General features: G+C 64.9%; 20 protein-coding genes. 7 read left to right on the top strand and 13 right to left on the bottom strand.

All coding sequences use genetic code 11. From position 1 onward, the window contains the following. The first annotated feature begins 17 nt into the window (after positions 1 to 17). Both pufM and pufC read left to right on the top strand, forming a co-directional pair. Positions 18 to 1,013, top strand: coding sequence for a photosynthetic reaction center subunit M (gene pufM, locus ACMDW7_RS13480; protein ID WP_377303539.1), 996 nt, complete (start codon positions 18 to 20; stop codon positions 1,011 to 1,013). Further along, positions 1,010 to 2,383 (top strand): photosynthetic reaction center cytochrome PufC, encoded by a 1,374-nt coding sequence (gene pufC / locus ACMDW7_RS13475; protein ID WP_377303541.1) that lies wholly within the window; start codon positions 1,010 to 1,012, stop codon positions 2,381 to 2,383. The genes pufM and pufC overlap by 4 nt, the downstream gene beginning before the upstream one ends. A 588-nt stretch (positions 2,384 to 2,971) precedes the next feature. Here pufC and puhE read toward each other — a convergent pair. Genes puhE through bchF form a run of 12 tightly spaced genes read right to left on the bottom strand, consistent with a single transcriptional unit; the run spans position 2,972 to position 17,221 of the window. Next, positions 2,972 to 3,802, bottom strand: coding sequence for a putative photosynthetic complex assembly protein PuhE (gene puhE, locus ACMDW7_RS13470; protein ID WP_377303543.1), 831 nt, complete (start codon positions 3,800 to 3,802; stop codon positions 2,972 to 2,974). A 39-nt stretch (positions 3,803 to 3,841) separates the two neighbouring features. After that, complete coding sequence (acsF, locus tag ACMDW7_RS13465) at positions 3,842 to 4,906, bottom strand: magnesium-protoporphyrin IX monomethyl ester (oxidative) cyclase (protein WP_377303545.1); 1,065 nt, start codon at positions 4,904 to 4,906, stop codon at positions 3,842 to 3,844. An 11-nt stretch (positions 4,907 to 4,917) separates the two neighbouring features. After that, complete coding sequence (gene puhC / locus ACMDW7_RS13460; RefSeq protein ID WP_377303547.1) at positions 4,918 to 5,430, bottom strand: photosynthetic complex assembly protein PuhC; 513 nt, start codon at positions 5,428 to 5,430, stop codon at positions 4,918 to 4,920. A 28-nt stretch (positions 5,431 to 5,458) separates the two neighbouring features. Next, entirely contained in the window at positions 5,459 to 6,178 is a 720-nt protein-coding gene (gene puhB, locus ACMDW7_RS13455) for a photosynthetic complex putative assembly protein PuhB (protein WP_377303549.1), read from the bottom strand. Beyond that, a complete protein-coding gene (puhA, locus tag ACMDW7_RS13450; protein WP_377303551.1) occupies positions 6,175 to 6,945 on the bottom strand; it encodes a photosynthetic reaction center subunit H in 771 nt (256 codons plus the stop codon). The genes puhB and puhA overlap by 4 nt, the downstream gene beginning before the upstream one ends. 10 nt (positions 6,946 to 6,955) lie before the next feature. Beyond that, a complete protein-coding gene (locus tag ACMDW7_RS13445; protein ID WP_377303553.1) occupies positions 6,956 to 8,407 on the bottom strand; it encodes a BCD family MFS transporter in 1,452 nt (483 codons plus the stop codon). Beyond that, entirely contained in the window at positions 8,404 to 9,102 is a 699-nt protein-coding gene (gene bchM / locus ACMDW7_RS13440; protein ID WP_377303555.1) for a magnesium protoporphyrin IX methyltransferase, read from the bottom strand. Before bchM ends, ACMDW7_RS13445 begins: the two co-directional genes overlap by 4 nt. Positions 9,103 to 9,104: 2 nt before the next feature. After that, entirely contained in the window at positions 9,105 to 10,007 is a 903-nt protein-coding gene (gene bchL / locus ACMDW7_RS13435) for a ferredoxin:protochlorophyllide reductase (ATP-dependent) iron-sulfur ATP-binding protein (RefSeq protein ID WP_377304268.1), read from the bottom strand. Between the two features lie 2 nt (positions 10,008 to 10,009). After that, positions 10,010 to 13,834: a magnesium chelatase subunit H gene (locus ACMDW7_RS13430; protein WP_377303557.1), complete on the bottom strand. Its 3,825-nt coding sequence runs from the start codon at positions 13,832 to 13,834 to the stop codon at positions 10,010 to 10,012. Beyond that, positions 13,809 to 15,401, bottom strand: coding sequence for a ferredoxin:protochlorophyllide reductase (ATP-dependent) subunit B (gene bchB, locus ACMDW7_RS13425; protein WP_377303559.1), 1,593 nt, complete (start codon positions 15,399 to 15,401; stop codon positions 13,809 to 13,811). The genes ACMDW7_RS13430 and bchB overlap by 26 nt, the downstream gene beginning before the upstream one ends. A 12-nt stretch (positions 15,402 to 15,413) precedes the next feature. Beyond that, entirely contained in the window at positions 15,414 to 16,697 is a 1,284-nt protein-coding gene (locus ACMDW7_RS13420) for a ferredoxin:protochlorophyllide reductase (ATP-dependent) subunit N (RefSeq protein ID WP_377303561.1), read from the bottom strand. Continuing rightward, positions 16,694 to 17,221 (bottom strand): 2-vinyl bacteriochlorophyllide hydratase, encoded by a 528-nt coding sequence (gene bchF / locus ACMDW7_RS13415; RefSeq protein ID WP_377303563.1) that lies wholly within the window; start codon positions 17,219 to 17,221, stop codon positions 16,694 to 16,696. The genes ACMDW7_RS13420 and bchF overlap by 4 nt, the downstream gene beginning before the upstream one ends. A gap of 356 nt (positions 17,222 to 17,577) precedes the next feature. Here bchF and ACMDW7_RS13410 point away from each other — a divergent pair, with 356 nt between their 5' ends. The 5 genes from ACMDW7_RS13410 to ACMDW7_RS13390 all read left to right on the top strand — a co-directional run bounded on the left by ACMDW7_RS13410 (position 17,578) and on the right by ACMDW7_RS13390 (position 23,199). Next, on the top strand, positions 17,578 to 18,528 hold the full coding sequence (locus ACMDW7_RS13410; protein WP_377303565.1) for a B12-binding domain-containing protein: 951 nt from the start codon (positions 17,578 to 17,580) through the stop codon (positions 18,526 to 18,528). A 78-nt stretch (positions 18,529 to 18,606) separates the two neighbouring features. Continuing rightward, positions 18,607 to 20,022 (top strand): transcriptional regulator PpsR, encoded by a 1,416-nt coding sequence (ppsR, locus tag ACMDW7_RS13405; RefSeq protein WP_377303567.1) that lies wholly within the window; start codon positions 18,607 to 18,609, stop codon positions 20,020 to 20,022. 75 nt (positions 20,023 to 20,097) lie between these two features. Beyond that, on the top strand, positions 20,098 to 20,784 hold the full coding sequence (locus tag ACMDW7_RS13400; RefSeq protein ID WP_377303568.1) for a spheroidene monooxygenase: 687 nt from the start codon (positions 20,098 to 20,100) through the stop codon (positions 20,782 to 20,784). Then, positions 20,777 to 22,357, top strand: coding sequence for a 1-hydroxycarotenoid 3,4-desaturase CrtD (gene crtD / locus ACMDW7_RS13395; RefSeq protein ID WP_377303570.1), 1,581 nt, complete (start codon positions 20,777 to 20,779; stop codon positions 22,355 to 22,357). The genes ACMDW7_RS13400 and crtD overlap by 8 nt, the downstream gene beginning before the upstream one ends. Then, a complete protein-coding gene (locus tag ACMDW7_RS13390; RefSeq protein ID WP_377303572.1) occupies positions 22,291 to 23,199 on the top strand; it encodes a carotenoid 1,2-hydratase in 909 nt (302 codons plus the stop codon). The genes crtD and ACMDW7_RS13390 overlap by 67 nt, the downstream gene beginning before the upstream one ends. Positions 23,200 to 23,491: 292 nt before the next feature. Here the strand turns inward: ACMDW7_RS13390 and ACMDW7_RS13385 are convergent, their stop codons facing one another. Next, positions 23,492 to 25,093, bottom strand: a complete 1,602-nt coding sequence (locus ACMDW7_RS13385; RefSeq protein WP_377303574.1) for a phytoene desaturase — start codon at positions 25,091 to 25,093, stop codon at positions 23,492 to 23,494. Between the last annotated feature and the right edge of the window lie 199 nt (positions 25,094 to 25,292).

Below are 25,292 nucleotides of genomic sequence, written 5' to 3'. Positions count from 1 at the left end.
GCTGAGGAGAAAAGAACATGGCTGAGTACCAGAACATCTTCACGCAGGTCCAGGTCTTCGGACCGATCGGGCACGGTGCGCCGCTGCCCACCGAGCGAGACAACAACGAGCGCATCTTTGGTGCCACCCTGGTCCACCTATTCGGTCGGATCGGCAACGCGCAGATCGGGCCGATCTACCTGGGCGGTCTGGGCATCGCCTCGGTGTTCTGCTTCCTGGTGGGTTTCCAGATCATCGGCTGGAACATGCTGGCCTCGGTCAACATGGATCCGATCCAGTTCATCAAGCAGCTGTTCTGGCTGTCGCTTGAGCCGCCGCCGCCTGCGTACGGCTTGCGGTTGCCGCCCCTCAATCAGGGCGGCTGGTGGTTGATCGCCGGCTTCTTCATCACGGCGTCTCTGCTGCTGTGGTGGGTGCGCATGTACCGCCGCGCCAGGGCTCTGGGCATGGGCACGCACGTGGCCTGGGCCTTTGCGGCAGCCATCTGGCTGTACCTGGTGCTGGGCTTCATCCGCCCGCTGCTCATGGGCAGCTGGGGTGAGGCGGTGCCCTTCGGCATCTTCCCGCACCTGGACTGGACCGCGGCCTTCTCATTGCGCTACGGCAACCTGTTCTACAACCCCTTCCACATGCTGAGCATCGCGTTCCTGTATGGATCGGCGTTGCTGTTCGCGATGCACGGAGCGACGATCCTTGCGGTGAGCCGCTTCGGCGGTGAGCGCGAGATCGAACAGATCACCGATCGCGGTACGGCCAGCGAACGCGCCGCTCTGTTCTGGCGCTGGACCATGGGTTTCAACGCCACGATGGAGTCCATCCACCGCTGGGCCTGGTGGTTTGCGGTGCTCTGCCCGCTCACGGGAGGCATCGGCATCCTGCTGACCGGCACCGTCGTGGACAACTGGTATCTCTGGGCAGTCAAGCATGGTGTCGCACCGGCCTACACAACGAGCTGGCCCACCGTTGCAGACCCTGCCACCCTGCCCACCACCCTGCCGGGAGCCAAGCCATGATCAGCCTTCGCTACAGAACGATTGCGCTGTCCGCCCTGGTGCTGGGCACTGCGCTGCTCGCCGGCTGCGAGCGGCCGCCGGTGACCTCGGTGCAGAACGGGCCGCGCGGCACAGCCATGGTGCAGGTCTACAACCCACGCACCGTAGCCGCGCAGGTACCGCAGAACATTCCGCCCGAGGCGTCGCCACAGGTGCCGGCAGAAGGCCCCAAGGCCGGTGAGGTCTACCAGAACGTCAAGGTTCTCAAGAACCTGAGCGTGGGTGAGTTCACCCGCCTGATGGTCTCGATCACGAACTGGGTCGCGCCTGAACAGGGCTGTACCTACTGCCACGCCGGTGCGAACTTCGCGGACGACACGCTGTACACCAAGGTCGTCGCGCGCAAGATGATCGAGATGACGCAGCACATCAACGGTGACTGGAAGACCCACGTGGCCAACACGGGCGTCACTTGCTACACCTGCCACCGCGGCAACAACGTGCCGCAACAGGTGTGGTTCGCACCGCTGCCGCAGGCCCAGGCCACGCGTCTGCTGGGCGACAAGGCCGGGCAGAACACGCCAGCCACCACGGTTGGTCTGAGCTCGCTGCCCTACGACCCCTTCACGCCCTACCTGCTCAAGGACAAGGAGATTCGGGTCAACGGTACGACCGCGCTGCCCACCGGCAATCGTCAGTCCACCAAGCAGGCCGAGTTCACCTACGGTCTGATGATGCACATGAGCAAGAGCCTCGGCGTGAACTGCACCTATTGCCACAACGCCCAGGCGTTCGGCGAATGGGCAAGCAGCCCGCCGCAGCGTTCCACCGCCTGGCACGGCATCCGCATGGTGCGCGACATCAACACCGACTACCTTGAGCCTCTGACCACCGTCTTCCCGGCAGGGCGTCTGGGTCCGACGGGCGATGTGGCCAAGGTCAACTGCACCACCTGCCACCAGGGGGCCTACAAGCCCCTCTACGGAGCCCAGATGGTCAGTGCGTACCCGGAGCTTCAGTCCAAGCTCAGTGCTGCAATGCTGGTGCCCAGCGTGCCACCGGCTACGGCGACTGCGGAGCAGGCGGTGATCTACTTCAGCGTCGGCGCGTCCAACCTGTCTGGCGAGACGGTCAAGACGATGGAGATTCTGCTGGCGAACCTCAAGGCCAACGCCAAGACCAAGGCGATCATCTCCGGCTACCACTCGGCCAGCGGGTCGCTGGAGCAGAATCAGGAGTTGGCCAAGCAGCGCGCCTTCGCTGTGCGCGATGCACTCAAGACGGCAGGCATCGCAGAGAGCCGCATCGTGCTGGAGAAGCCGGTACAGACCGAAGCCAACCTTGCGGGCGAAGATCCCAAGGCGCGCAGGGTTGAAGTGAACGTGAAGTAAGGGCCGGGTGCCGCAGGCGCGGCGCTTGGTCCGAATCTAGGTGCTCGCACGGCAGCGATCCGTGCGAGTCAGGTCTACCTCCGGCGCAGCGGTCCACCGTTGCCTCTCCCCCAAGCAAGGCGCGGCATCAATTCATCGATGTCGCGCTTTTGCTTTTGCGAGCGGCAAAACGGATGTGGGCGCGCCGCTTGCATGCCTCGCGGACAGTGCAAACCGCCCGCATGCCATCGGCACTCAAGCGGCTTTCCGCTTGTCTGGTGCGGCTTTCCAGCCATTTTTGCCCGAAGAAGCGCATGAATACGGGGTCTAGTCTCATGCAGAAGTGCCGGAAGTCTGTTTCATGCGCTTCTCCAGCCCAAAGTGCCTCGAGAGCCGCATCAGGCAAGCGGAGGCGCGGTATGGATCAGCCTCAAGGGCTCGTCTCATGCGCCAGTCCCCGGCGCGGGAAGGCTTCCAGCGCGAAGGGTGTTCGCTTGATCGGAGACTCAACCCAACTTGGCCCGTCATGCGACAACAGCGGTGGCGCCTGGACTCCTTGGGTGGGCGCGTGCAGCAACATCAGGCGCTTGGCCTGCGCACGCCTCCAAACTAGTGCCGAACTGGCGGCACCGACACCGGTTGTGCGGGCAGCGCTGGCAGGTCTGTGCTGAGCCCAGTGGGTTCGCGTGAGCTCAGGCCCCAGCGCCACAGCGCCTCTGCGGGCAAAGGCAAGACCAGGAACCAGTGCTCCAGCACCGCCAGACTCAGCAAGCCGGCTGCGAAGGTCAGGCCGGCGACGGTGAAGGCCGACGCGCCGTCTGCCGCCGCTGCGGCCCACAGCACCGTGGCCACCGCGGTGGATGCACTCACCGCAAAGGGAAAGAGCAGATTCATCGGCCGGCGCACGAAGTAGGTCTGCAGGTACTTCAGATGGGCGGGCAGGAAGTCCTCGTTGAGGTTGCGTACGCCCAGGAACACATTGAGCTTTGCACTCGCACGCATGGTCCAGAGGATGAGGTAGGTCCACCACCCCACCGCGTTGCTGCCGGTGCCGGCACACAGCCACACGGCCACGGCCAGAACAATCAAGGCCGCCTCATGGTGCAGCAGGGTCTGCAGCGCCTGCCAGAACAGCTTCAAGCCGCGCGCACCGTGTGCCGCCGGCACGCGGCGGGGCCCTGTTACATAGCCGAGCAGGAAAGCCACTTCCTGCCAGGCCCATACGAGCACTGCACAGGTGAAGGCGCAATACGCGCCTGCAACGCTTGTGAGGTTTCGTGTCGCGGCCAAGCCCCACAGCGCCGCGACGAGCAGCCCAGTTGCGCCAGCCATGCTCCACTTGAAGGTCCAGCGGGGCAGGCCGGTCAGGTAGAGAATCGCGCCCGTGCTGAACCACCACACAAACAGTGTGAACAGCACGGGAAACACAAAGGCTGACACCTCAGCTCCGCTTGCGCGATTCAGCCACGGCGCCCGCGCTCACCACGCCGGGGCGAGCCGGATCTTGCTGGGCAGCGCGTTGGGTTTCGTCGGTACGAAATACAGACGCACGAACTGGCCCGCGGCAGCGGCTGACCAGAAGCCACGCTTGAGCGCGCCGGAGATGCCGCCTTCCTGCTTGCCGGCTTCCGCGTAGCTCGAGTAGCGCGCCATGCGCGCAAGCCCATCCCGGAAGGACGGGTTGTCAGTGTCCAGTACCAGCGGAAACACCTGCTTGGAGATCTCCGAGGTGATACGGAAGACCTCGAAGTCGTACTCGGTCGGGTTGAAGCCCATGGCTTCATGCAACATCGGCCGCATGTGGTCGCGCACGTACATGGTGGCGTATACGGCCAGCAGGAAGAAGCGGATCCAGTAGGTGTTCAGCCCGCGCAGCAGGTGCGGGTTGGCGCGCAGGATCAACGCGAAGGACTCGCCGTGGCGGAACTCGTCATTGCACCAGCGCTCGAACCAGCGAAAGATCGGGTGAAAGCGCAGCTCCGGATGACGCTCGAGCTGGCGGTAGATGGTGATGTAACGCGCGTAGCCGATCTTCTCGGACAGGTATACGGCATAGAAGATGTACTTGGGCTTGAAGTAGGTGTATTTCTTGGTGCGCTTCAGGCCGCCCAGATCCACGCCCAGGCCGTAGTCCTTCAGGGCGCTGTTGATGAAGCCGGCGTGGCGTGATTCGTCACGTGCCATGTACTCCATCAGCTGCTTGATGTCCGGGTTGTTCACGTGCTTCTTGATCTCGTTGTAAAGCACGCAGCCGGAGAACTCCGAGGTGACGGAGCTGACCATGAAGTCGATGAACTCCTTGTGGAGTTCGGGCGGCAGGGTCTTGATTTCGTCCTTGAAGTCTGCGGACCGCTGGAAGTGATCGTGGTTGTTGTCGCCCTCGTACTCAGCCATCATGGCGTCCCACTCGGCGCGCACGGGCTCGACATTCAGCCGATCCATTGCGTCGTAGTCGGTGGTGTAGAAGCGCGGCGTCAGCAGGGTTTCGTTCAGGGCCTTGGCGGTTGCCTGTTCTGAACTGGTGATCTCGGTCACGGCACTCATGCTGGATCTCCTCAGGATCGGGGGGGCAGGCCCGCACCGGCTTTGGGCGCGGGGTCCTGGGTGGGGGCATCAAGCAGGCGTGCAAACTCGCGTGCGTTGGGCCCGAAGGATTCAAGATCGATGCGCTGCCCCGTCGCCGGGTCAGAGAGCGTCAGGCGCCCGTCTGCGCGCGCGATCAACTCGAACGCAGGGCCGCTGTCCACGCCGCGCCGCTTGCGCTCGCGCGCCAGACCGCGCATCACGCCGCGTACAAAGCCCTGCTCGCCATAGAGCTGATCAATCACGCGGCCGTTGCTCGCATCAAGCACAGCCACAGCACCATCAGGGCGATCTTCAAAGCGCAAGGTCCGCACCTTGACTGCGGGCGCATCCGCTTCGCGAATCTCCAGACCGGACAAGCGAACGGCGGCCACGCTCAGCACGCTCAGAATGAGCAGCAGGGTGATGGCGATCAGCGGTCCGCGGGGAACGACGATCTCGTCGTGGTGGCGCGTTGAGGCAGGTGAGGTGGCGTGTGTGCTCATGATCAGCAGTTCAGCGGCGATTCATTCATCAGCTGCCTGCGAGCACTGGCTCACCGGCAGTGTGGCGTCCTCGATCCGGCAGGCTCGTACTCTCGGGAGTGTGTGCACTGGTGGGGGCCGATGCTTCGGTGGCAAGCGGGTTGACGGCCAGCCCGGTGTCCGCAGCCCAGGCCTGCGCCAGAACACCAGCCACCTGCCGCGCATTGGCCACATGACTGAGCATGGGCTCGGGGCGTGCAAGGCGCCACGGGCGGCAGTGGGGCCAGAGGTGGAACCACGCAATCTTGTCCGTGCCTGCCAGCTGCAGCGGGATGCTGCCAAAGCCGCCGGCCAGGGACTTCAGATCGGCGCTGGCAATCCGCTTGAGCGGCAGGTTCAGCGTCAGCGTGAGCACGATGCCGATGCGCATGACCACGCGCTTGTCGGTGATCGTGTAGACGGTAGTGCGCGCCGTCAGCCACGCCATGTAGATCCACATGCCCATGGCGAACACGATCGCCGGCGTAATCCAGACCAGCGCGAGGCCTGCCTTGGCCAGGCTGCCGGTATCGTTGTAGGCGAAGCCGAAGCGCAGGCTGAGGATGATCAGGAAGTAAAGGGCAAGCTTGCGCACATGAAACCGCTGCACGGCCAGCAGCTTCCAGTCTGGAGCGCCTTGCCAGAGCACGCGCTCTCCGACGGGCAGGGGCTCCGGCAGCCCGTGCTCCGCCTCGAACTCGTACTCGCGGCCGTTGTTCAGATCACTCACAGCAGGGGCTCCTGGCGGTCCGGCGTGGCGTACAGGGTGCCGCCGCCGAAGTAGGCCATGATCTTCTCTTCTTCCAGCAGCGTGATCTGGCCCGCGGTCCGGATGCCGGGAATGGACGCAAAGTGGCGTGCCAGGATGGCGCGCACCGTGATGTCGTTGCGACCGATGCGTGTGAAGTTGATCGGCACCAGCACCTGTCGCTTGGCATCCCCTGTGCCGGTGGTGACTTCGAGGAAGCGGATCATCATCTCCATCTGATCCACCCAGATCTCGGTTACGGGTCCCGCAGGTTCGTCGTCCGCGCCGTAGACCGTCATGCCGATCGGGCTGCGGTCCTGCTTGGGGATGCTGAACCCCTTGGCAGCGGCCAGCGGCACGATCTTCGGACTGCCATCAAGCATCTGATCGGGCACATCAGCGCGGTCTGCATAGGCGCCGGGGCCAACGCCGTCGAGCATCGGATTTCCGGTCGGCTCGATCGGCGCGCCGCCCCAGGGCTGCACTTCCTGCGCCTTGAGCACCTGTGGCGACACCTTGTCATTGGGCACCGTCACGCTGCCACCGTGCGGCAGCAGATAGGTCTTGGGCTTGGGCATCGGCAGGATGCCTGGCAGCAGGCGCTTGTCGGTATGGCTTGCCTCGAGCGGAAAGCCCTCGCGCTTGCTCTCCACGGTCAGATAGACCACGAGCCAGAAGAAGAAGATCCAGAAGACGTACAGCACGATCTGTGCGACGTCGACATACTGCGTGATGGCGCCGGTTCCCATGACTTTTCTCCTATGCCTGTAGTCGTGTACCAAGTGGCTCGGCCGAGGCCCCGGCTGCGCCGAGGTCCTGCGGGGTGGATCTGACCGCACGCCGGGAGCGAACGAGCGGACCGAGTGCGACAAGCGTCGCAAACAACAAACCAATTTCAAGGTGGTAGACCATGCTGTAGCCGGTCGCGGGATCGACCAGAGCCGGTCCGAATGCGCCTTGTGTCGCCAGGGTTGATGCAACATCGCGCAGTGCACCGCCCACGGCGATGGCCGTGCCGGCGCAGGCGGCCTGCACGGCACCCCAGGCACCGAGTGCCATGCCATTGAGGCCGCGATCGTCAAGACTCATTGCCGCGGTCAGCGTGCTCACGCCGAACAAGCCGCCACCGAATCCGATCAGGGTCGCACCCAGCCGGAACAGCCAGGGCATCTGCGTCGGCGCAGCAAAGATCACTGCAGAAAACGCCACCACCCCAACCAGCACGCCAGCGCCCGCCACGCGGTACGGATCCATGCCCCGCGCCAGCCACCGCGCCGCAAGCCCAAAGGCAACCAGCGCGCCAAAGGCCATGAGTGCAGTGAGGGTCGTGGTCGAGCCGACGGGCAGCTTGAGAATCTCGCCGCCGTAGGGTTCGAGGATGATGTCCTGCATATTGAACGCAGCCGTACCCAAGCCGAGCATGACCAGGAAGCGCATGGCGGTGGGGGCCTGTGCAAACACCTGCCAGCTCTGGCGAAAGCTCAGCTCCGCCTCAGTGAACACACGGCCCCGGACGCGCGGCTCCTGCTTCCATGCGGCAATCAAGTTGAGGAACAGAGTGAGCTCTGCTGCGCCCTGCACCACCTGGATCAGCCGAACCTGCGAAAAGTTGGCCAGAAGATGACCGAACACCACCCCGCAGGCCACCATGCCTACCAGCAACATGACGTACATGAGCGCAACGACTCTGGGACGTGCAGCCTTGGGGGCGAGGTCGCAGGCCAGCGCCAGACCCGCAGTCTGCGTGATCTGCATGCCCGCGCCAGTGAGCAGGAAAGCCAGCGCTGCGGCCGCCGTGCCAACCCAGGCGGGCCCGGTGGTGTCACCCGACATGATGATGAGTGCGAAGGGCATGATGGCCAGCCCGCCGAACTGCGCCAGCGTGCCGAACCAGATGAAAGGCACGCGACGCCAGCCGAGTACGGAGCGATGCGTATCGGACTTGAAGCCGATGATGGCGCGAAACGGAGCGAACACCAGCGGGATGGCGACCATGAGCGAAACCAGCCAGGCCGACATGCCCATCTCGACGATCATGACGCGGTTGAGCGTGCCGATCAGCAGTACGGTCGCCATGCCGACGGACACCTGGAACAGGGACAGACGCAGCAAGCGGGCAAGCGGCAACTCCTCCGTTGCCGCATCGGCAAACGGCAGCAGCCGCGGACTGATCCGCAGCCACATATTCGAGAAGCGCCGCGTCTTGTTCATCGACGAACGAGCTCCAGAGCCTGGCTGGTGTAGAAGCCGCTGGAGATGCGCTCCATGCGCTTTGGGCTCCAGCCCCGCAGCAGCGGTTCGCTGCGCAGGTACCGGATCAAACGCTGTTCGCCAACGGGCTCGATGGATGGTGCACGATCTGCCTTGGGGAAGAGCTTGCCCACCGAGTGCATCACCGCAAGAAGCGGGGTCTTTGGGGCGAATGTGAAGCAGATGGAATGCTCTGTCCGTTCAGCCAGCGAGCGAATGATCCGCACTGCGTCCGCGGCGTTGTAGTGGATCAGCGAGTCCATGCCGACCACGTGGTCGAAGCTTCCCAGCCCTGGGTTCAGCATGTCGCCGGAAAGAAACTGAATGCTGCCGGTGCCGAGATCCCTTGGCATGCGTTCCTGAGCAATGGCGACCAGCGTGGGCGACAGGTCGATGGCAACCACGCGCGCTCCACGGCGCGCAGCCTCCACTGCAAACGCCCCGGTGCCGCAGCCGGCATCCAGGATGCGCATGCCGTTCAGGTCCGCAGGCAGCCAGGAGAGCAGGGTCGCGCGCATCTGGTCGCGACCCGCACGCACCGTACGTCGGATGCGCCCGACCGGTGCATTGGACGTCAGCCTCTCCCACGCCTGGGCGGCAGTGCGGTCGAAATAGGTTTCTATCTGGCCGCGGCGTTGCTGGTAGGTCGTGTGCATGATCAGTCGAATCCCAGAAGATCAAAGATCTCGCGATCCTTCATCGGCTCTGCATAGAGCGGCTCGGTACCGACCCAGAGAGACGCCGCAAGGCGCAGGTACTCGTTCTGTACGGCTTCCAGTTCCGGAGAGGCTTCCATCTCGAAGAGGGTGGCCTTCTTCAGGCGGCTGCGGCGAATCACGTCGAGATCAGGGAAGCGCGCCATGGTGCGCAGGCCGATGCGTTCGTTGAACTTGTCGATCTGATCCGTGGCCGCACTGCGGTTGGCAATCACGCCCCCGAGCCGGACGTTGTAGTTCTTGGCCTTCGCACCGATCGCCTGCACGATGCGGTTCATCGCGAAGATCGAGTCGAAATCATTGGCGGTCACGATCAGTGCGCGATCCGCGTGCTGCAGGGGGGCGGCAAATCCGCCGCAAACGACATCGCCGAGCACGTCGAAGATCACGACGTCCGTGTCTTCGAGCAGGTGGTGCTCCTTGAGGAGCTTGACGGTCTGGCCGACCACGTACCCACCGCAGCCGGTACCCGCCGGCGGGCCGCCGGCTTCCACGCACATCACGCCGTTGTATCCCTCGTAGACGAAGTCTTCCGGGCGCAGCTCCTCGGCGTGAAAGTTGACGGACTCCAGCACGTCAATGACCGTGGGCATCAACTTCTTGGTCAGCGTGAATGTCGAGTCATGCTTGGGGTCGCAACCGATCTGCAGCACACGCTTGCCCAGCTTGCTGAATGCGACAGAGAGGTTGCTGGAGGTCGTGCTCTTGCCGATGCCGCCCTTTCCATAGATCGCAAATACCTTGGCATTGCCAATCTTGAGACTCGGGTCGAGCTGAACCTGCACGCTGCCTTCGCCATCGGCGCGACGCGTTCGCTGGATCTCCGTCACGGGGATGTGGGTCATGGTCATGCGGTGCTTCCTTCAAAGACGCCTTCGATTCGGTCTTCCAGTTCCTCACCCGCACGACGCAGCGCCTCGAGTACATGAGCTTCGGGCTTCCAGTACTGACGCTCCGACGCCTCGAGCAGACGATTCGCAACCTTGGCCGAGGCGGTGGGGTTCAGACGCGCGAGTCGTTCGCGCATTGCCGGGTCAAGCATGAAGGTCTGCGTCAGCTGCTGATACACCCAGGGCTGGACCTGCCCCGTGGTGGCAGACCAACCCATGGTGTTGGTGATGTGCAGCTCGATCTGGCGTACGCCTTCATAGCCGTGCTCAAGCATCCCCTCGTACCACTTGGGGTTGAGCATCCTGGTGCGGGTCTCCAGTGCAACCTGTTCAGATAGCGTGCGCACGGCGCCATCGCCGCGGGTCTGGTCGCCGATGTAGACCGGCGCGGCTTCTCCGCTGCTGATGCCCGCGCTCAGCTTGGCCCGGCGCACCGCGCGGCTGACCCCGCCCAGGGTGTCAAAGTAGGTGTCGATCGTGGTCACGCCCAGCTCGATCGAATCCAGGTTCTGGTACGCCAGTTCCACCCGGGACAGCACGCTGTCGAGCAGCACCGGTTGCTTGACGGGGCGACCGTTACGGCCATAGGCAAAGCCCTTGCGGCGCGTGTAGGCCTCGGCGAGCTCGTCTTCGCCATCCCAGGCACTGCTGTCGATCAGCATGTTGATGTTTGCGCCATACGCGCCTTCGGCATTGCCGAAGACTCGCAGCGCGGCCGTCTCCAGTTCACCGCCATGCTCGGCCTGGTAGGCGAGGGCGTGCTTGCGTACGAAGTTCTGCGCTTCAGGCTCGTCGGCTGAAGCAGCCAGCCACGCGGCTTCGGCCAGCATCCGGACCTGCAAGGGGAGCAGATCCCGGAAGATGCCGGACAGCGTGATCATCACGTCGATCCGGGGCCGGCCGAGCTGCGCGAGCGGAATCAGGCTGGCACCTGCCAGGCGCCCGTAGCTGTCGAACCGAGGTGTTGCACCCATGAGTGCAAGGGCCTGCGCGACCGGACTGCCTTCGGTCTTGAGGTTGTCGGTGCCCCAGAGCACCATCGCCACGGATTCCGGAAACGCATGACCGTCGTTCAGATGCCGCTGCAGCAGGCGCTCGGCCTGACGCGCACCGTCCTGTACGGCAAATGCGCTGGGCAGGCGGAACGGATCGAATCCATGCAGATTTCGTCCTGTGGGAAGGACGTCCGCCGAGCGCAGGAGATCGCCGCCCGGCGCGGGCCGAACAAAGCGACCGTCAAGTGCGTGCAGCAAGCCTTCGATCTCGTGATTGCCTTGCAGCAGCGCGTCCATCTTCGCGAGATCAGCCACCAGCCTTGTGGCATCCTCGAGCGCCAGTCGCCCTTCGTTTGCAAGGCGAGCGGACACTCCGGTGGGGTTGGTCGCGCTGCGTACGCTTTGAATCAGGTTTCGCCACGCGTCGCTGCCCAGTGTCGAACACTGACCCTGGGCGTAGGCGGCGAGCAGATCATCGCGCTCTGACTCAGGCGCAACGCGTCCGACGACGTGCAGTCCGTGCGGAATCAACGTGTACTCGAGCTCGAGTACACGATCCGTGAGCGCATCGATTGCGCCATGTTCGGACGCGCGCCACGCCGGGGCGCCGGGCACCAGTTCAAGCAAAGCGGCCTGAGACTGGATCAAGGCGGCCAGGGCGTCGCGCTCACCGGCGGCGTCTTCACCCAGTGAGCGCCATCGATCCAGCGACGCCTTGAGGTCGATCAAGTCGCGGTACAGCCCTGCCTGAGTCACCGGTGGCGTGAGGTAGCTCACCAGAGTCGCTGCCGCGCGGCGCTTAGCGATCGCGCCTTCAGACGGGTTGTTCGCTGCGTACAGATAGAAGTTCGGCAGATCGCCGATCAGTCGGTCGGGCCAGCATGTCGCAGTTAGGCCCGTCTGCTTGCCTGGCATGAACTCCAGCGCTCCGTGTGTACCAAAGTGCAGGACGGCATGGGCTGCAAAGTCCTCGCGAATCCAGCGGTAGAACGCCGAGAAGGCATGGGTCGGAGCAAAGCCGCGCTCGAACAGCAGGCGCATCGGGTCGCCTTCGTATCCAAACCCAGGCTGAATGCCGACAAACACATTTCCGAAGCGCTCGCCGAGCACGAAGATGGACTGCCCGTTGGACTGCTGCCTGCCGGGCGCAGCGCCCCACTGTGCCTCGATATCCTTGAGCCAGCGCTCACGCCGTACGTGATCGTCGACCGGGATCAGGGCATGGACGTTTGCGGTCGCGCCATATCGCCCTGCATTCCCGTCAATCACGCGTTGCCGCAGGCTGTCCACACTCTCGGGTACATCAACGGTATAGCCCGCCTGCTTCAGCGCGTTGAGCGTGTTGAACAGCGACTCGAAGACGCCGAGGTAGGCCGCCGTGCCGGTGTTGCCGGCATTGGGCGGGAAGTTGAAGATCACCGTCGCGACGCGTCGCTCAGCGCGCTGCGACCGGCGCAGATCGACAAGCCGCGCCACCCGCGCGGCAAGCGCATCGGCGCGCTCGGAGCAGACCTGCATGTCGTGATCGGCTTCGCTGCTCTCGAAACTGCATGCACGTTCACAGCCGGTGCACTTGCGCCCTGCGCCCTCGGGCCGACCGCCATACACCATCGAACCCGTGGAGCCATCGAGCTCCGGAATGGCCACCATCATGGTGCTTTCCACCGGCAGCAGCCCACGGTCTGAACCGCCCCACTGCTCGAGACTCTGGAACTCCACCGGGGTGACTGCGAGATATGGCACATCCAGCGCAGCGAGTACCTGCTCTGCGGTCTTGGCATCGTTGTAAGCCGGCCCGCCGATCAACGAGAAGCCGGTCAACGAGACGAGCGCGTCAATACTGGGTGCCTGACCAGGTGCATGGAAGTAGGACTCGATCGCCGGCCGCGCGTCGAGACCGCTGGCGAACGCCGGCACCACCTGAAGACCCCTCGCCTCAAGCGCTGCGATCACGCCGTCGTAGTGGGCCGTGTTGCCGGCAAGCAGATACGAGCGCATCAGTAGCAGACCCACCCGGCCGCGTTGTCCGGTGGTCGCCACCTTGGGAAGAGCGCTGATGGACTCCGAAAAGCGCTCCGGCATCCGCGGGTGGTACAGAGCCACTTCCGGGTACTCGGCTGGTGCTTCCGGCTTGGCCAGCCCTCGGTATCCGTAGCGCGGTCCATCGGCGTAGCGATCCACCAGGTAATGCACCAGATTGACCACGTTCTGCTGCGAACCTGCCAGCCAGTACTGAAGGCAGATGAAGTAGGCCCGCACGTCTTGGGCGGTGCCTGGAATGAAGCGCAGGATCTGGGGCAGTCGGCGCAGCATGCGCATTTGTTGCGCGCCTGCAGAACGAGGCTTGCGATCACCGTCAGGCTTGCCGCGCAGCTTGCGCAGCAAGGCGAGCGGGCCGCTCATGCCACGGTCCATGCTGAAGCGACCCATGCGAGTCAGTCGCATGACTTCCGATGCACAGAGTGCGCAGACCATCGCATCACAGTGTTCGCGGCGGGCCTGCAGCGCAGCCAGCACCGGCTGAAAGTGGTCTTCCATGAAGAGCATGGTCGCGATGACGATGTCGCCACGCGCAATGTCGTCCAGGCAAGCCTTCAGCTGTTCCGGGCTGTCGCCCCACTCGGACGCGGCGTGAATCGTGAGCGTCAGCCCGGGTAGGCGGCGCGAAAGCAGACTGCGTGCGCGCTGCACCGCGCTGACCAAGTGGCTGTCCATCGTGACGATCACGACGCGGACGCCGGGCAGCCCGGCGCGTGCGCGCTCAGCGGCTGAAGTGGGCTTTGGCATCGTAGAGCGTCTCGATGGTGATCAAAGGCACGCCGCGTTCTTGCGCGTACCGCTCGGTGTTGCGCCGTGCCTTGCCGCGCACGAAGAAGGGAATCTTGCCCAGTTCGCGTTCGGCATCGGTCGACCACTGTGTGACCAGAATCGGATCCGCCGCGAGGTCCGAGGCAGGGGTGGACTCGCGCGTGGCGGGTACGAGCGGGCTGGTGGCGCCTTCGGGCTCCCGCTGTGCGTTTGCATGGCCGAGGTGGGAAGCCGGGGCGGTGTCGTTGAATTCGAAGTCGCTGCGAAACATCAGCAGCAGGTGCTCCTCCAGGCCCATCATCAGTGGGTGGACCCAGGTGTCGAAAAGCACATTCGCACCCTCGTAGCCCATTTGAGGGGCGTAGCGTGCGGGAAAGTCCTGAACGTGAACCGGTGCGGAAATCACCGTGCATGGAATGCCGAGGCGCTTGGCAATGTGCCGTTCCATCTGAGTGCCAAGCACCAATTCGGGCTGCAAGGCGGCGATCTGCTGCTCGACCTCGAGATAGTCATCCGTGATTAAGGGCTCAACGCCGTGCTGTGCAGCAGCGTCGCGCACTTCGCGGGCAAACTCCCTGCTGTAGGTTCCCAGACCGACGACCTTGAATCCCATCTCCTCGCTGGCCACCCGTGCCGCAGCCACGGCATGGCTCGCGTCGCCGAACACAAAGACTCGCTTGCCAGTGAGGTAGGTCGAGTCCACGGAGCGGCTGTACCAACGGGATCGTGCGGGATGTGCCGCTTGTGCCTGCCGGAGTGCGATGTCTGCGTCCAGCCCCGCGAGCTGCGCTACCTCGCGCACAAACGCCTCCGTGGCGCGGACACCGATCGGTACTGTCCGCGTGAAGGGCTGCTTGTGATTTCGCTGGAGCCACTGTGCTGCCATCGCACCCGTTTCGGGGTAGAGCACGACATTGAAGTGAGCCTCACCCAAACGCCTCAGATCCGCGACTGACGCGCCGAGTGGTGCGATCACATTGACTCGAATACCGATGCTTCGCAGCAGGCTCTCGATCTCGCGGACATCGTCGCGATGCCTGAAGCCGAGGGCCGTCGGACCGAGAATGTTGCACGTCGGTGTTTCGGGCAGATCGCCCGTTGAGCCTGCACGCGCCAGATGACGAACCAGCTGATAGAACGTCTCCGCAGCCGCCCAGTTCTCCTTCTTCTGGTACGAAGGGAGTTCCAGTGGCACAACCGGGATCGACAGCCCCAGTGCAGCGGCAAGCCCTGCGGGGTCGTCCTGGATCAGTTCGCCAGTGCAGGATGCGCCGACAAGCATCGCGGCTGGCTGGAAGCGCTCATTGGCCTCTGCCGCTGCGTGCTTGAACAGCTGCGCCGTGTCCTTGCCGAGATCCCGTGCCTGGAAGGTCGTGTAGGTCACCGGGGGGCGCCGTGGCAGCCGCTCGATCATGGTGAATAGCAGATCGGCGTAGGTGTCCCCTTGGGGTGCATGCAGAACGTAGTGCACATCACGCATGGCCGTGGCGACCCGCATCGCGCCGACGTGGGTCGGTCCTTCGTAGGTCCAGAGTGTGAGTTGCATGCTTGAGCCCCGCTACGCGACCAGCTTGAGACGTCGGACGAAGGGGCGGGCGAAGAGCTCGGCCAGATCCCCGGCTTGCTCAAAGCCCTGAATGGGTGAGAACACGAGCTCGATGGACCACTTGGTCGCGAGTCCTCGCGCCTCCAGCGGATTGGCAAGCCCGAGACCGCAGACGACGAGATCCGCGCCGGAGGCAAAGCATCGGTCCAGCTGGCGCTCCACGTCCTGGCCTTCGGCCAGCTGCGTACCTTCCGGAAGCAGGGTGAGCTCGTCGGCCATGTGGATCCGGTGGAGGTATGGCGTACCGACTTCACAGAGTTGCATGCCAAGCTCCCTGGCGAGCATGCGGGCCAGCGGGATCTCAAGCTGCGAGTCCGGAAAGAAGAAGATGCGCTTGCCCTGAAGCGCGGGCTTGTGCCGAGCCACTGCGGCGCGCGCCCGGGCTCTCCCGGCCTGCAGTGCGTTCCGAGCCACCGAACTGTGAACCCCGAACTCACGCGCAGCAGCTTCAAACCAGAGTGCTGATCCCTCCTCACCCAACGGAAACGGCGCTGCGATGCGGCGCGCTCCACGCGCTTCCAGCAGCCGTGCCGTCTCGGCAAGGAACGGTTGCGCCAGCAGGTAGCGCGTACCGGGCCCCACGGCAGGCAGCTCGGATGCACGTCGTCCGGGCAGATAGTCGATCTGTCCGATGCCAAGTTGCTGGAATTGCCTGCTGAACTGGTCTTCGACAATGTCCGCAAGACTACCGACGACAAGCAGGCGCTTGGCATCCGAGGACGCGTGCGGCATTTCCGGCACGAGCGCCGCCAGACATGCGTCTTCGCCCTGTGTAAATGTGGTCTCGATGCCGCTGCCGGAGTAGGCCAGAACGCGTGTCTTGCGCGCGTGGCGGGCATCAAGTCGTTGCGCGGCGCGGCCGAGGTCGAGTTTGATGACTTCCGAGGGGCAAGAGCCGACGAGAAATAGCACGCGGATGTCCGGGCGCCGTTCCAGCAGCCGGTTCACTACGCGATCGAGTTCGTCGTTGGCGTCGGCGATGCCGGCGAGATCCCGATCTTCGATGATCGCGGTGGCAAACCTTGGCTCCGCGAAGATCATCACGCCGGCGGCCGACTGCAGCAGGTGTGCGCAGGTCCGTGAGCCGACGACAAGAAAGAACGCATCCTGCATCTTGCGATGCAGCCAGATGATGCCTGTCAGGCCGCAGAAGACTTCGTGCTGGCCGCGTTCGCGGATGACCGCGGGCTCCTTGCATGCGGCCGATGTGCTGCGGATCGGATCGGTGTCGCTCATGCGGCTACCCCGCGACCGCTCATTTCAGGGGCAGCGACGGCGCGCACAGATTCATCACGTCGTGCCGCGCGCAGCTTGAGCACGAACTGTGCAGCATTGACCACATAAGTGAGATATGCGGCCAGGGCGAGCCAGAGCAGTTCGCGCGCCGGCAGCGCTTGCGTCCACCACGCAGCCAGATAAGCCGTGTGCAGCGCCAGAACCAGCATGCTCACGACGTCTTCCCAGAAAAAAGGGCGCGCAAACAGATATTGACCGAAGACAACCCGTTCCCAGATGCTGCCGGTAATCATGATGACGTACAGCACGACGGTTTTGACTACGACAGACCAGAGCGCAGCATCTTCGCCAGCATGGTTGGCAAGAAATCGCAGCACCAGTGCCAGACTTACCAGGAACACCAGGAACTGCAGCGGAGCCAGCACACCCTGCACCAGCGTCCACGCCGTCGCGTCGCGTCGGGCACGCTCTGCGGCGGTGTAGAGCGGTATGTGAGGTTCGCGCACTGTCTTTGGAGCCTGCATTGACAGGGCCTCCGTGGCCAATAGATGTCGAATGCAATCTAGTCGGAGCGAATCTGAGTGTCAACATAGATTGACGTAATTATCGCTTGACATAGACAAACCGCTCAGCCACTCTGCACAGACCAGCATTTACTTAGCGCCTATGACGAGATGTCGGGCAGTTGCGCTCAGCGGGAGCCGGGATGCATGGCAATGTGTCAACTTGTTTTGACGGAAAAATGCCAAGCGTGTACAACGTTTGTACAGGTTCCGCATGTCCGCTTGCGCCCAGCGCGTGCGGGGCGGCATTTGGCCAGCTCGGTTGGCCCGCACACCCACCCGGTCTGAACGCATCGCGTTCGGGCCTTGCGTCTGAGGTGCTCGCCAAGTCGCAATTCCAGGGAGGAGGTGCGCACATGCGTTCGGATAACGACGCTGAAAGGGACCGCGGCGCCGGAGGCTCGGATTGGCTGGGGCGGGATGCCGTCTCAGACAACCTCGCCGGGCCGACCTACGCCAGCGAGGCGCGTTCATCGGGGGGCCATCGCGGGCGCCTGCTGCAGGCGATTCATGCGGAACTGATCCCGCGACTGCTTGGTAATCGCAGATCTGGTCTGCCGATCGCCCAGGAGCAGGCGCGACAGCAAGGTCGCTGCGTTGCGGCAATTGACGAGCTCGCGTATCTGATCCTGCAGGACGACGACGCCGGTGCGCAGGTGCTCGTCGATGAACTGCTCGACGGGGGTGCATCCATCGAGCAGGTGTTTCTGGACGTACTCTCGCCGGCCGCCCAGCGTCTCGGTGCGATGTGGGAATCGGACACGTGCAGCTTTGCCGATGTCACGCTGGGTCTTTGGCGGATCCAGAAGCTGCTGTTCGACCTCAGTGCACGGTTCCGCAGCGATTCACCGGCTGACGTCGATCCCGCGATCGACGGCCGCCAGATCCTGCTGGCCGCTGCGCCCGGGGGGCAGCACAACTTCGGCATCTCGATGCTCGGCGAGTTCTTTGCCCGAGCCGGCTGGGCTGTCGAAACGCTGACTGAACCCACACAAGCCGAGTTGATCTCGGCGGTGCATGCCCGCTGGTTTGACGTTCTTGGCCTTTCGGTCGGGGCTGAAGTCCAGATTGCCGGTCTGACCTCGGCTATCGTCGCCCTGCGTCGCGCATCCCGAAACCAGAAGCTCATTGTCATGGTCGGGGGCGCGGCGTTTGCACATCACCCGGAGTATGTCGCCTTGGTCGGCGCCGACTGCATGGGCTCGGACGCGAGGGCAGCGTTGTCTGCCGCGGCCGATCGGGTGCTGGCGCAAGAGCATCGATGTTGAGGCGAGACGGAAAACTTGAGAACTGATCCACTAGTCAGCGAGCGGGAAGATCGAGAGCTCGATCAGGAAGTCACCCCAGTGAACCGTTTTTCAGCGCCGAAGCAGTCCCTCGCTGGCCTGGATGCAGAAACCGCTGCAGCCTTGGTCGCCACGGCGTCTGACATTGCACTGATCCTCGACGGCAGCGGGATCATCCGGGACATCTCGATCTCCTCGGATGATCTCCCGCACGAAGACTTCCGCAAGTGGGTGGGTCAGGCCTGGGTGCAGACCGTGACTCTCGAAAGCCGTCCGAAGGTCGAGGCCCTGCTCAAGGATGCCGCTGCGCGGACCGCCGGCAAGTGGCGCCATATCAATCACAGCTCGCCGCGCGGCGCGGATATTCCGCTGCTGTACTCGGCCATCCAGATCGGCAAGGAAGGGCGCGTGGTCGTCTTCGGCCGCGATCTGCGTGCACTCGCCGCGCTGCAGCAGCGTCTGGTTGAGGCGCAGCAGTCGATGCAGCGTGACTATCTGCGCCTGCGCCACATGGAGACCCGCTATCGGCTCCTGTTCGAGCAGTCGACGGATGCCGTGCTCGTGGTCGATGGCAACACGCTGCGTGTTTCTGAGGCGAACCAGGCGGCCGCAAATCTGCTGGGCGACACCGTCAAGCGCATCGTCGGCAAGCCTTTTTTCGACTGGTTCGAGGGGGGCAGCGTGGTGGTGCAAGGCCTGCTCGACGATGCCCGGGTATCCGGTCGTGTGGAGCAGGTCAGCGTCAGCATCCGCGGGCAATCGCGCACGGTCCTGCTGTCGGCATCGCTGTTCCGTCAGGAAGGCGGCGTGGTGTTCCTGATGCGCCTGAGCGCTGCTCAAAGCAGCGCAGCGCTGGGCAATACGGACGCGGGCGGCCGCTCGATGTTGATGCGCTTGATGGAGAGCGCGCCGGACGCCTTCGTGGTTACCGATCCTGGCGGCAAGGTCATCGTCAGCAACTCGGCGTTTGTCGAGCTCGTGGAAGCGCCCTCGCGTGACCAGGTGGTGGGCCAGTCCCTGGACCGATGGCTGGGACGTTCGGGTGTGGATCTGAGCGTCTTGCTGTCCAACCTCAAGCAGCACGGCGCGGTGCGCCTGTTTGCCACGACGCTGCGAGCGCATCACGGCACGTCCGCCTCGGTGGAGATTTCGGCCACATCTTCTCTGGGCGGCGAGACGCCCTGCCTGGGTTTTGTGATTCGCGATGTTGGGCGCCGCTTGAGCGCCGACCCGCGGGCCGGCCGTGCTCTGCCCCAGTCCGTGTCGGAGCTGACGGAGCTGGTCGGGCGTGTGCCCTTGAAGGACATCGTCGGTGAAACGACGGATCTGATTGAACAGATGTGTATCGAGGCAGCGCTGCAGCTGACTGGTGACAACCGGGCTTCTGCGGCGGAAATGCTGGGCCTGTCCCGGCAGAGCCTCTATGTGAAGCTGCGGCGCTACGGCCTGGGCGACCTGGGTTCGGACGACAAGTAATTCGCGTCCGCGCAGCCCTCGCCTCGGTGCGCCGTGTTCGGAGCTGCTGCTCCGGCAAACTGACGGAGGCTGTGCGTGTCCACGGAGGTTGCCACCCTTGTGCTGATCGATCTCGATCGGCGCCATCGCCTCTGGGGCTTCAACCACTTCCTGTTCGGGCGCTTCGGGCTGCGGCGCGCACCGGGCCTCAAGTTGTGCAAGGTCATGGGCTCGGGGCATCACGGCGGCTTCGGTCTGCGCCCCAGCACCACGCGCCAGGGCGTGTTCTGCGTTTTCGACACCGAAGCGCAGGCCGATGACTTCCTGCGCGACTCTCCGGGGCTCGCAGCCTATCGAGCCCGCGGCCGGGAATTCTTTGTCTGCAAGCTGCGGGCCTTCTCCAGCCGCGGCAGCTGGGCGGGCGCAAGCTTCGAGCCGGCCGCTGATCGGCCCGAGCACGGCCCGATTGCCGCGCTGACGCGCGCGTCCATTCGCCCCACGCGCGCCGCGGCTTTCTGGCGGCGTTCGCCCCCCTCGGAGCGCGCGCTGGCGCAGTCCCAAGGCTGCCTGCTGGCTGTGGGTCTCGGTGAGGCGCCACTTCTGCGCCAGGCCACCTTCAGCATCTGGAACAGCATCGCTGACATGGACGCCTATGCGCGCTCCGGTGCCCATCTGGAAGCCATCCGTTCCGCGCGTCAGGACGGCTTCTTCAGCGAGTCCCTGTTCATGCGTTTTGTGCCCCTGAGCATGCACGGGGTCTGGCAAGGGGTTCGCTATGGCTGAACGGCATGTTGTTGTGGTTGGCGCCGGCATCGGCGGCCTGAGCAGCGCGCTGCTGCTGGCCGCGCAGGGCGTGCGCGTGACGGTGCTGGAGCGCGCCGGCGCACCCGGCGGCAAGATGCGCCAGGTCAGCGCAGGCGGGCAGCCCATGGACGCCGGCCCCACGGTATTCACCATGCGCTGGATCTTCGAGGCCATCCTTGCGCGCGCCGGTACCTGTGTGGATGACGTCCTGCGCACCGTGCCGCTCAATGTGCTGGCGCGGCACTGGTGGGGGCCCGATCAGGTCATGGACCTCCATGCAGATTCGACCCGCTCCCAGGAGGCCATCGGCCGCTTTGCCGGGGCCGCGGAGGCGCAGCGCTTTGCGCGCTTCATTGAGGAGGCGCGCCGCGTGTACGCCGCGCTGGAAGGTCCCTACATCCGCGCGACCCGGCCGACGCTGCTGGGGCTGTCGCGTGATCTGGGTCTCGGTGGGCTCGCCACGCTTGCGCAGCTCGGGCCTTTCATGTCGATGTGGCGGGTGCTTGCGCGGCACTTCCATGATCCGCGCCTGCAGCAGCTCTTTGGCCGCTATGCCACCTATTGCGGCGCCTCACCCTGGCAGGCGCCAGCCACACTGATGCTGATCGCCCAGGTGGAGATGGACGGCGTCTGGGCCGTGGAAGGCGGCATGCATGCCGTGGCCCGCGCCTTCGAGCAGCTGGCTGCCAGCCGCGGCGCAAAGTTCCAGTACAGCTGCGAGGTGAGGCAGGTGCTGGTGCGCAACGGCCGTGCCATGGGCGTGCAGACGAGTACGGGCGAGCGTATTGAGGCTGACGCGGTGCTGTTCAACGGTGACTGTGCCGCGCTGGCCGAGGGGCTGCTGGGCGACGCGGCGCGCCGCGCGGTGGCGCCGACGCAGCCGGCGGAGCGCTCGCTCTCCGCACTCACCTGGCTGATGCATGCCGACACGCGCGGTGCGGACCTCGTGCGGCACAACGTGTTCTTCGATGCCGACTATGCGAGCGAATTCGCCGACATCTTCAAGCGCAAGCAACTGCCACGGCAAGCCACGGTCTATGTCTGTGCGCATGACCGGCTGGACGGCGCGCCGAGCCAGCGTGGCCCTGAGCGACTGATGGCGCTGGTCAATGCGCCCGCGGTGGGTGACACGCAACCCGGCACCGACGCCGACCCCTTTTCAGACACGGAGATCGCCCAATGCGAAGCGAGCCGTTTTGCCCAGCTCAGGCGATGTGGCCTGGACCTCTCGCCCACGCCGGCGAACAGCACCCTGGTCACGCCGCGGGAGTTCCACCGGCTGTTTCCGGCCACGGGCGGGGCGCTGTACGGCCGGGCCTCTCATGGATGGATGGTCTCCTTCAAGCGCCCTGGCGCGGCGAGCCGGCTGCCGGGGCTATTTCTGGCCGGGGGCAGCGTGCATCCGGGGCCGGGCGTGCCGATGGCGGCGATGTCAGGCCTGCAGGCGGCCGAGGCCCTGATGGAGCACCTCGATTCGACCAGCCGGTGGTCTCGGGTGGCTACCTCTGGTGGTATGTCGACGCCCTCAGCGACGACGGCCAATACGGGCTGACCATCATCGCCTTTGTAGGCAGTGTGTTCTCGCCCTACTACGCGCGGGCCCTGCGCCGCGGACCGGCTGCAGCGGAAGACCACTGCGCCATCAACGTCGCGCTGTACGGCCGCGGTGTGCGCCGCTGGACCATGACCGAGCGCAGCAGCGCCCATGTGCAGCGCAGCGCGAGCGAGTTCAGCGTCGGTCCAAGCCGCCTGCACTGGACGGGCGACGCGCTGGTGATCGAGATGGATGAGTTGAGCCTGCCCTTCATGCAGCGCGTGAAGGGGCGCGTGACCGTTCACCCCGGTGCGCTGTGCAGCTACACGGCCGCACTGGATGACGCCGGCCGCCACCGCTGGGGCCCGATCGCGCCGACTGCGCGGGTGCTGGCCGATTTCGACGCGCCTGATCTGTGCTGGAGCGGCCACGGCTATCTGGACAGCAATGAGGGCGACGAGCCGATCCACAGGCCCTTTGCGGACTGGGATTGGTCCCGCGCGAGCCTGCGCGACGGCAGTACGGCGGTGATCTACGACGTGCGCCAGAAGCAGGGCGCAGACCGCCTGCTGGCCCTGCGCTTTGGCACCTGTGGCGAGGTCGAGCCCTTCGAGGCGCCGCCGCGCCAGAAGCTGCCGCTCACCGGCTGGCGCATTGGCCGAAGCATGCGCACCGAGCCGTTGGCTGGCGCCCGCGTGCAGCAGACCCTGGAAGACACACCGTTCTACACGCGCTCGGTGGTGGAGTCCGGCCTGCTCGGCGAGCGCGTGGTCTCCATCCACGAGACCCTGCACGTGCCGCGCCTGACGTCGACAGCGGTGCAGTGGATGCTGCCGTTTCGCATGCCGCGCGTACGCTGAGTTCACTCAAATCAGCGGCAGACCGGGCAGATGTACGGCGCTTGGGCAGAAAGCTCAGCAAACCTTTCCGCTTGTCCCATGCGGGTTTCCAGCCATTTTGGTCTGGAGAGCCGCACCAGATGGACTTCTGCGTTTTCAGGTTCTGGGCTGACAAGGCGATCCAACCGCCCATCACGCATGCAGTGAGCTGCAGTTTGTGAATTCCTTTCCGCTTGTCTGGTGAGGTTCTTCAGCCAATTTGCTCTGAAAAGCCGCGCCAGAAGCCGATCTCGCTATCCGGATCGGGGCGTCGTCAACCTGCCTTGGCGGCCTGCTCACGGCGCTGCTGCGCCCAGATGCGCGCCGGTGGCACCACGCTGTCCAGCGCCTTGGCGGACATGAGCACGCCCGGCACGCCGGCGCCCGGGTGGGTGCTGGCGCCCACCATGTAGAGGCCGTCGATGTCCTCGCTGCGGTTGTGCGGGCGGAACCAGGCGCTTTGCGTCAGCAGCGGCTCCAGCCCGAAGGCGGCGCCCTTGAAGGACAGCAGGCGGTCGTGGAAGTCCTGGGGCGTGGTCACAAACGAGGTCGTGATCGCTTCGCCCAGGCCGGGCAGCACGGTCGCCTCCAGGCGCCGCTGGATTGCCTGGCGGTAGGTCTCGGCAAACTGCGGCCAGTCGGTGCCGCAGTCCAGATGCGGCACCGGCGCAAGGGCGTAGAAGGTGTCGTGGCCCGGGGGGGCCATGCTCGGGTCGGTGGCCGTGGGGCGGTGCAGGTAGAGGCTGAAGTCCTCGGCCAGATGGTGGCGGCGGAAGATGTCTGTCAGCAGGTCCTTGTAGCGCGGGCCGAGCGCCATCATGTGGTGTGGCACGTCCGCAAAGCGCTTGCGCGTGCCGAAGTACCAGACAAACAGGCTCATGGAGTACTTGCCGCGCTCCACGCGGGCATTGCTCCAGTGCCGTCGGTGCTCGGGCGCAATCAGGTGGCGGTAGGTCCAGGCGGTATCGGCGTTGGACACCACCAGATCGGCCGCAATGCGCTCGCCATTGGCCAGGGTCACACCCGTGGCACGGCCGTGTTCCACCTCGATGCGGCGCACCTCGGCGTTGCATTGCAGCTGCCCGCCCAGACGCTCGAGCAGACCCACCAGCCCGTTGATCAGCGCCCCCGTACCGCCCACGGCCCAGTGCACGCCCCATTTCCGCTCGAGTGCATTGATCAGGCTGTAGATGCAGGTGACCGAAAACGGGTTGCCGCCGATCAGCAGGGACTGCAGCGACAGGGCCGTGCGCAGCTTGGGATGGCGGATGTGGCTGGCCACCATGCCATGCAGGCTGCGCCAGCCGCGCATGCGGAAGATGGCCGGTGAGGCGGTGGCGAGATCCTTGAGCGTGTCGAAGGCGTGCGCCCCCAGGGCCTCGAAGCCCAGCCGGTAGCAGTGATCGGCCTCGGCCATGAAGCGCTCATAGCCCGCGGCATCGTCGGGGCTGACGCGGCGCACCTCGGCGCGCATCTTGTCCGGATCGCCGCTGTAGTTGAAGACCTCGCCGTCATCGAAGCGGATCCGGTAGAACGGATCGAGATTCACGAGCTGGATGTCATCGGCCAGCTTGCGGCCGGCCAGAGCCCAGAGCTCCTCGAAGAGCTGCGGCACGGTGATGATGGTGGGGCCGGCATCGAAGACATGGCCCTCGCGCTGGTGTACGTAGGCGCGGCCGCCGGGGGCGTCCAGCTTTTCCAGCACCTGCACGGCATAGCCCTTGGCGGCCAGGCGCACGGCGGCACCCAACCCGCCGAAGCCGCTGCCGATCACCAGCGCCACCGGTCGGCGCGCGGCGCGGCTGCCGGAATCGAGTGCGCGGTTTGCGCCGAGCAGGGCGTCCATGGGGGTTCGGGGTGCGTCAAGTTCAGACATGCTCGCTCCTTGGCGACACGGCGTCGGCGCAGCGGCGCCTGTCGATCGGTGCAAGCTGCCGCCGGGCGTCCTCACACTAGACGCTTGCGGCGCGTGCACCCGCAGGCGCGACACTGCGTCGCGAAGCCGTCAGCTTGCATCAGATCATATTTACGATCCGATGTGTAAGTTTTAGTTGACGCTCTTTGAGGGGCGTCGC

Origin of the sequence: Piscinibacterium candidicorallinum (assembly GCF_047549485.1) — a bacterium.
Taxonomy (GTDB): Bacteria; Pseudomonadota; Gammaproteobacteria; order Burkholderiales; family Burkholderiaceae_C; genus Piscinibacterium; species Piscinibacterium candidicorallinum.
Note: the sequence above shows the minus strand (reverse complement) of the source record. Positions and strands in the feature narration are given on the sequence as shown.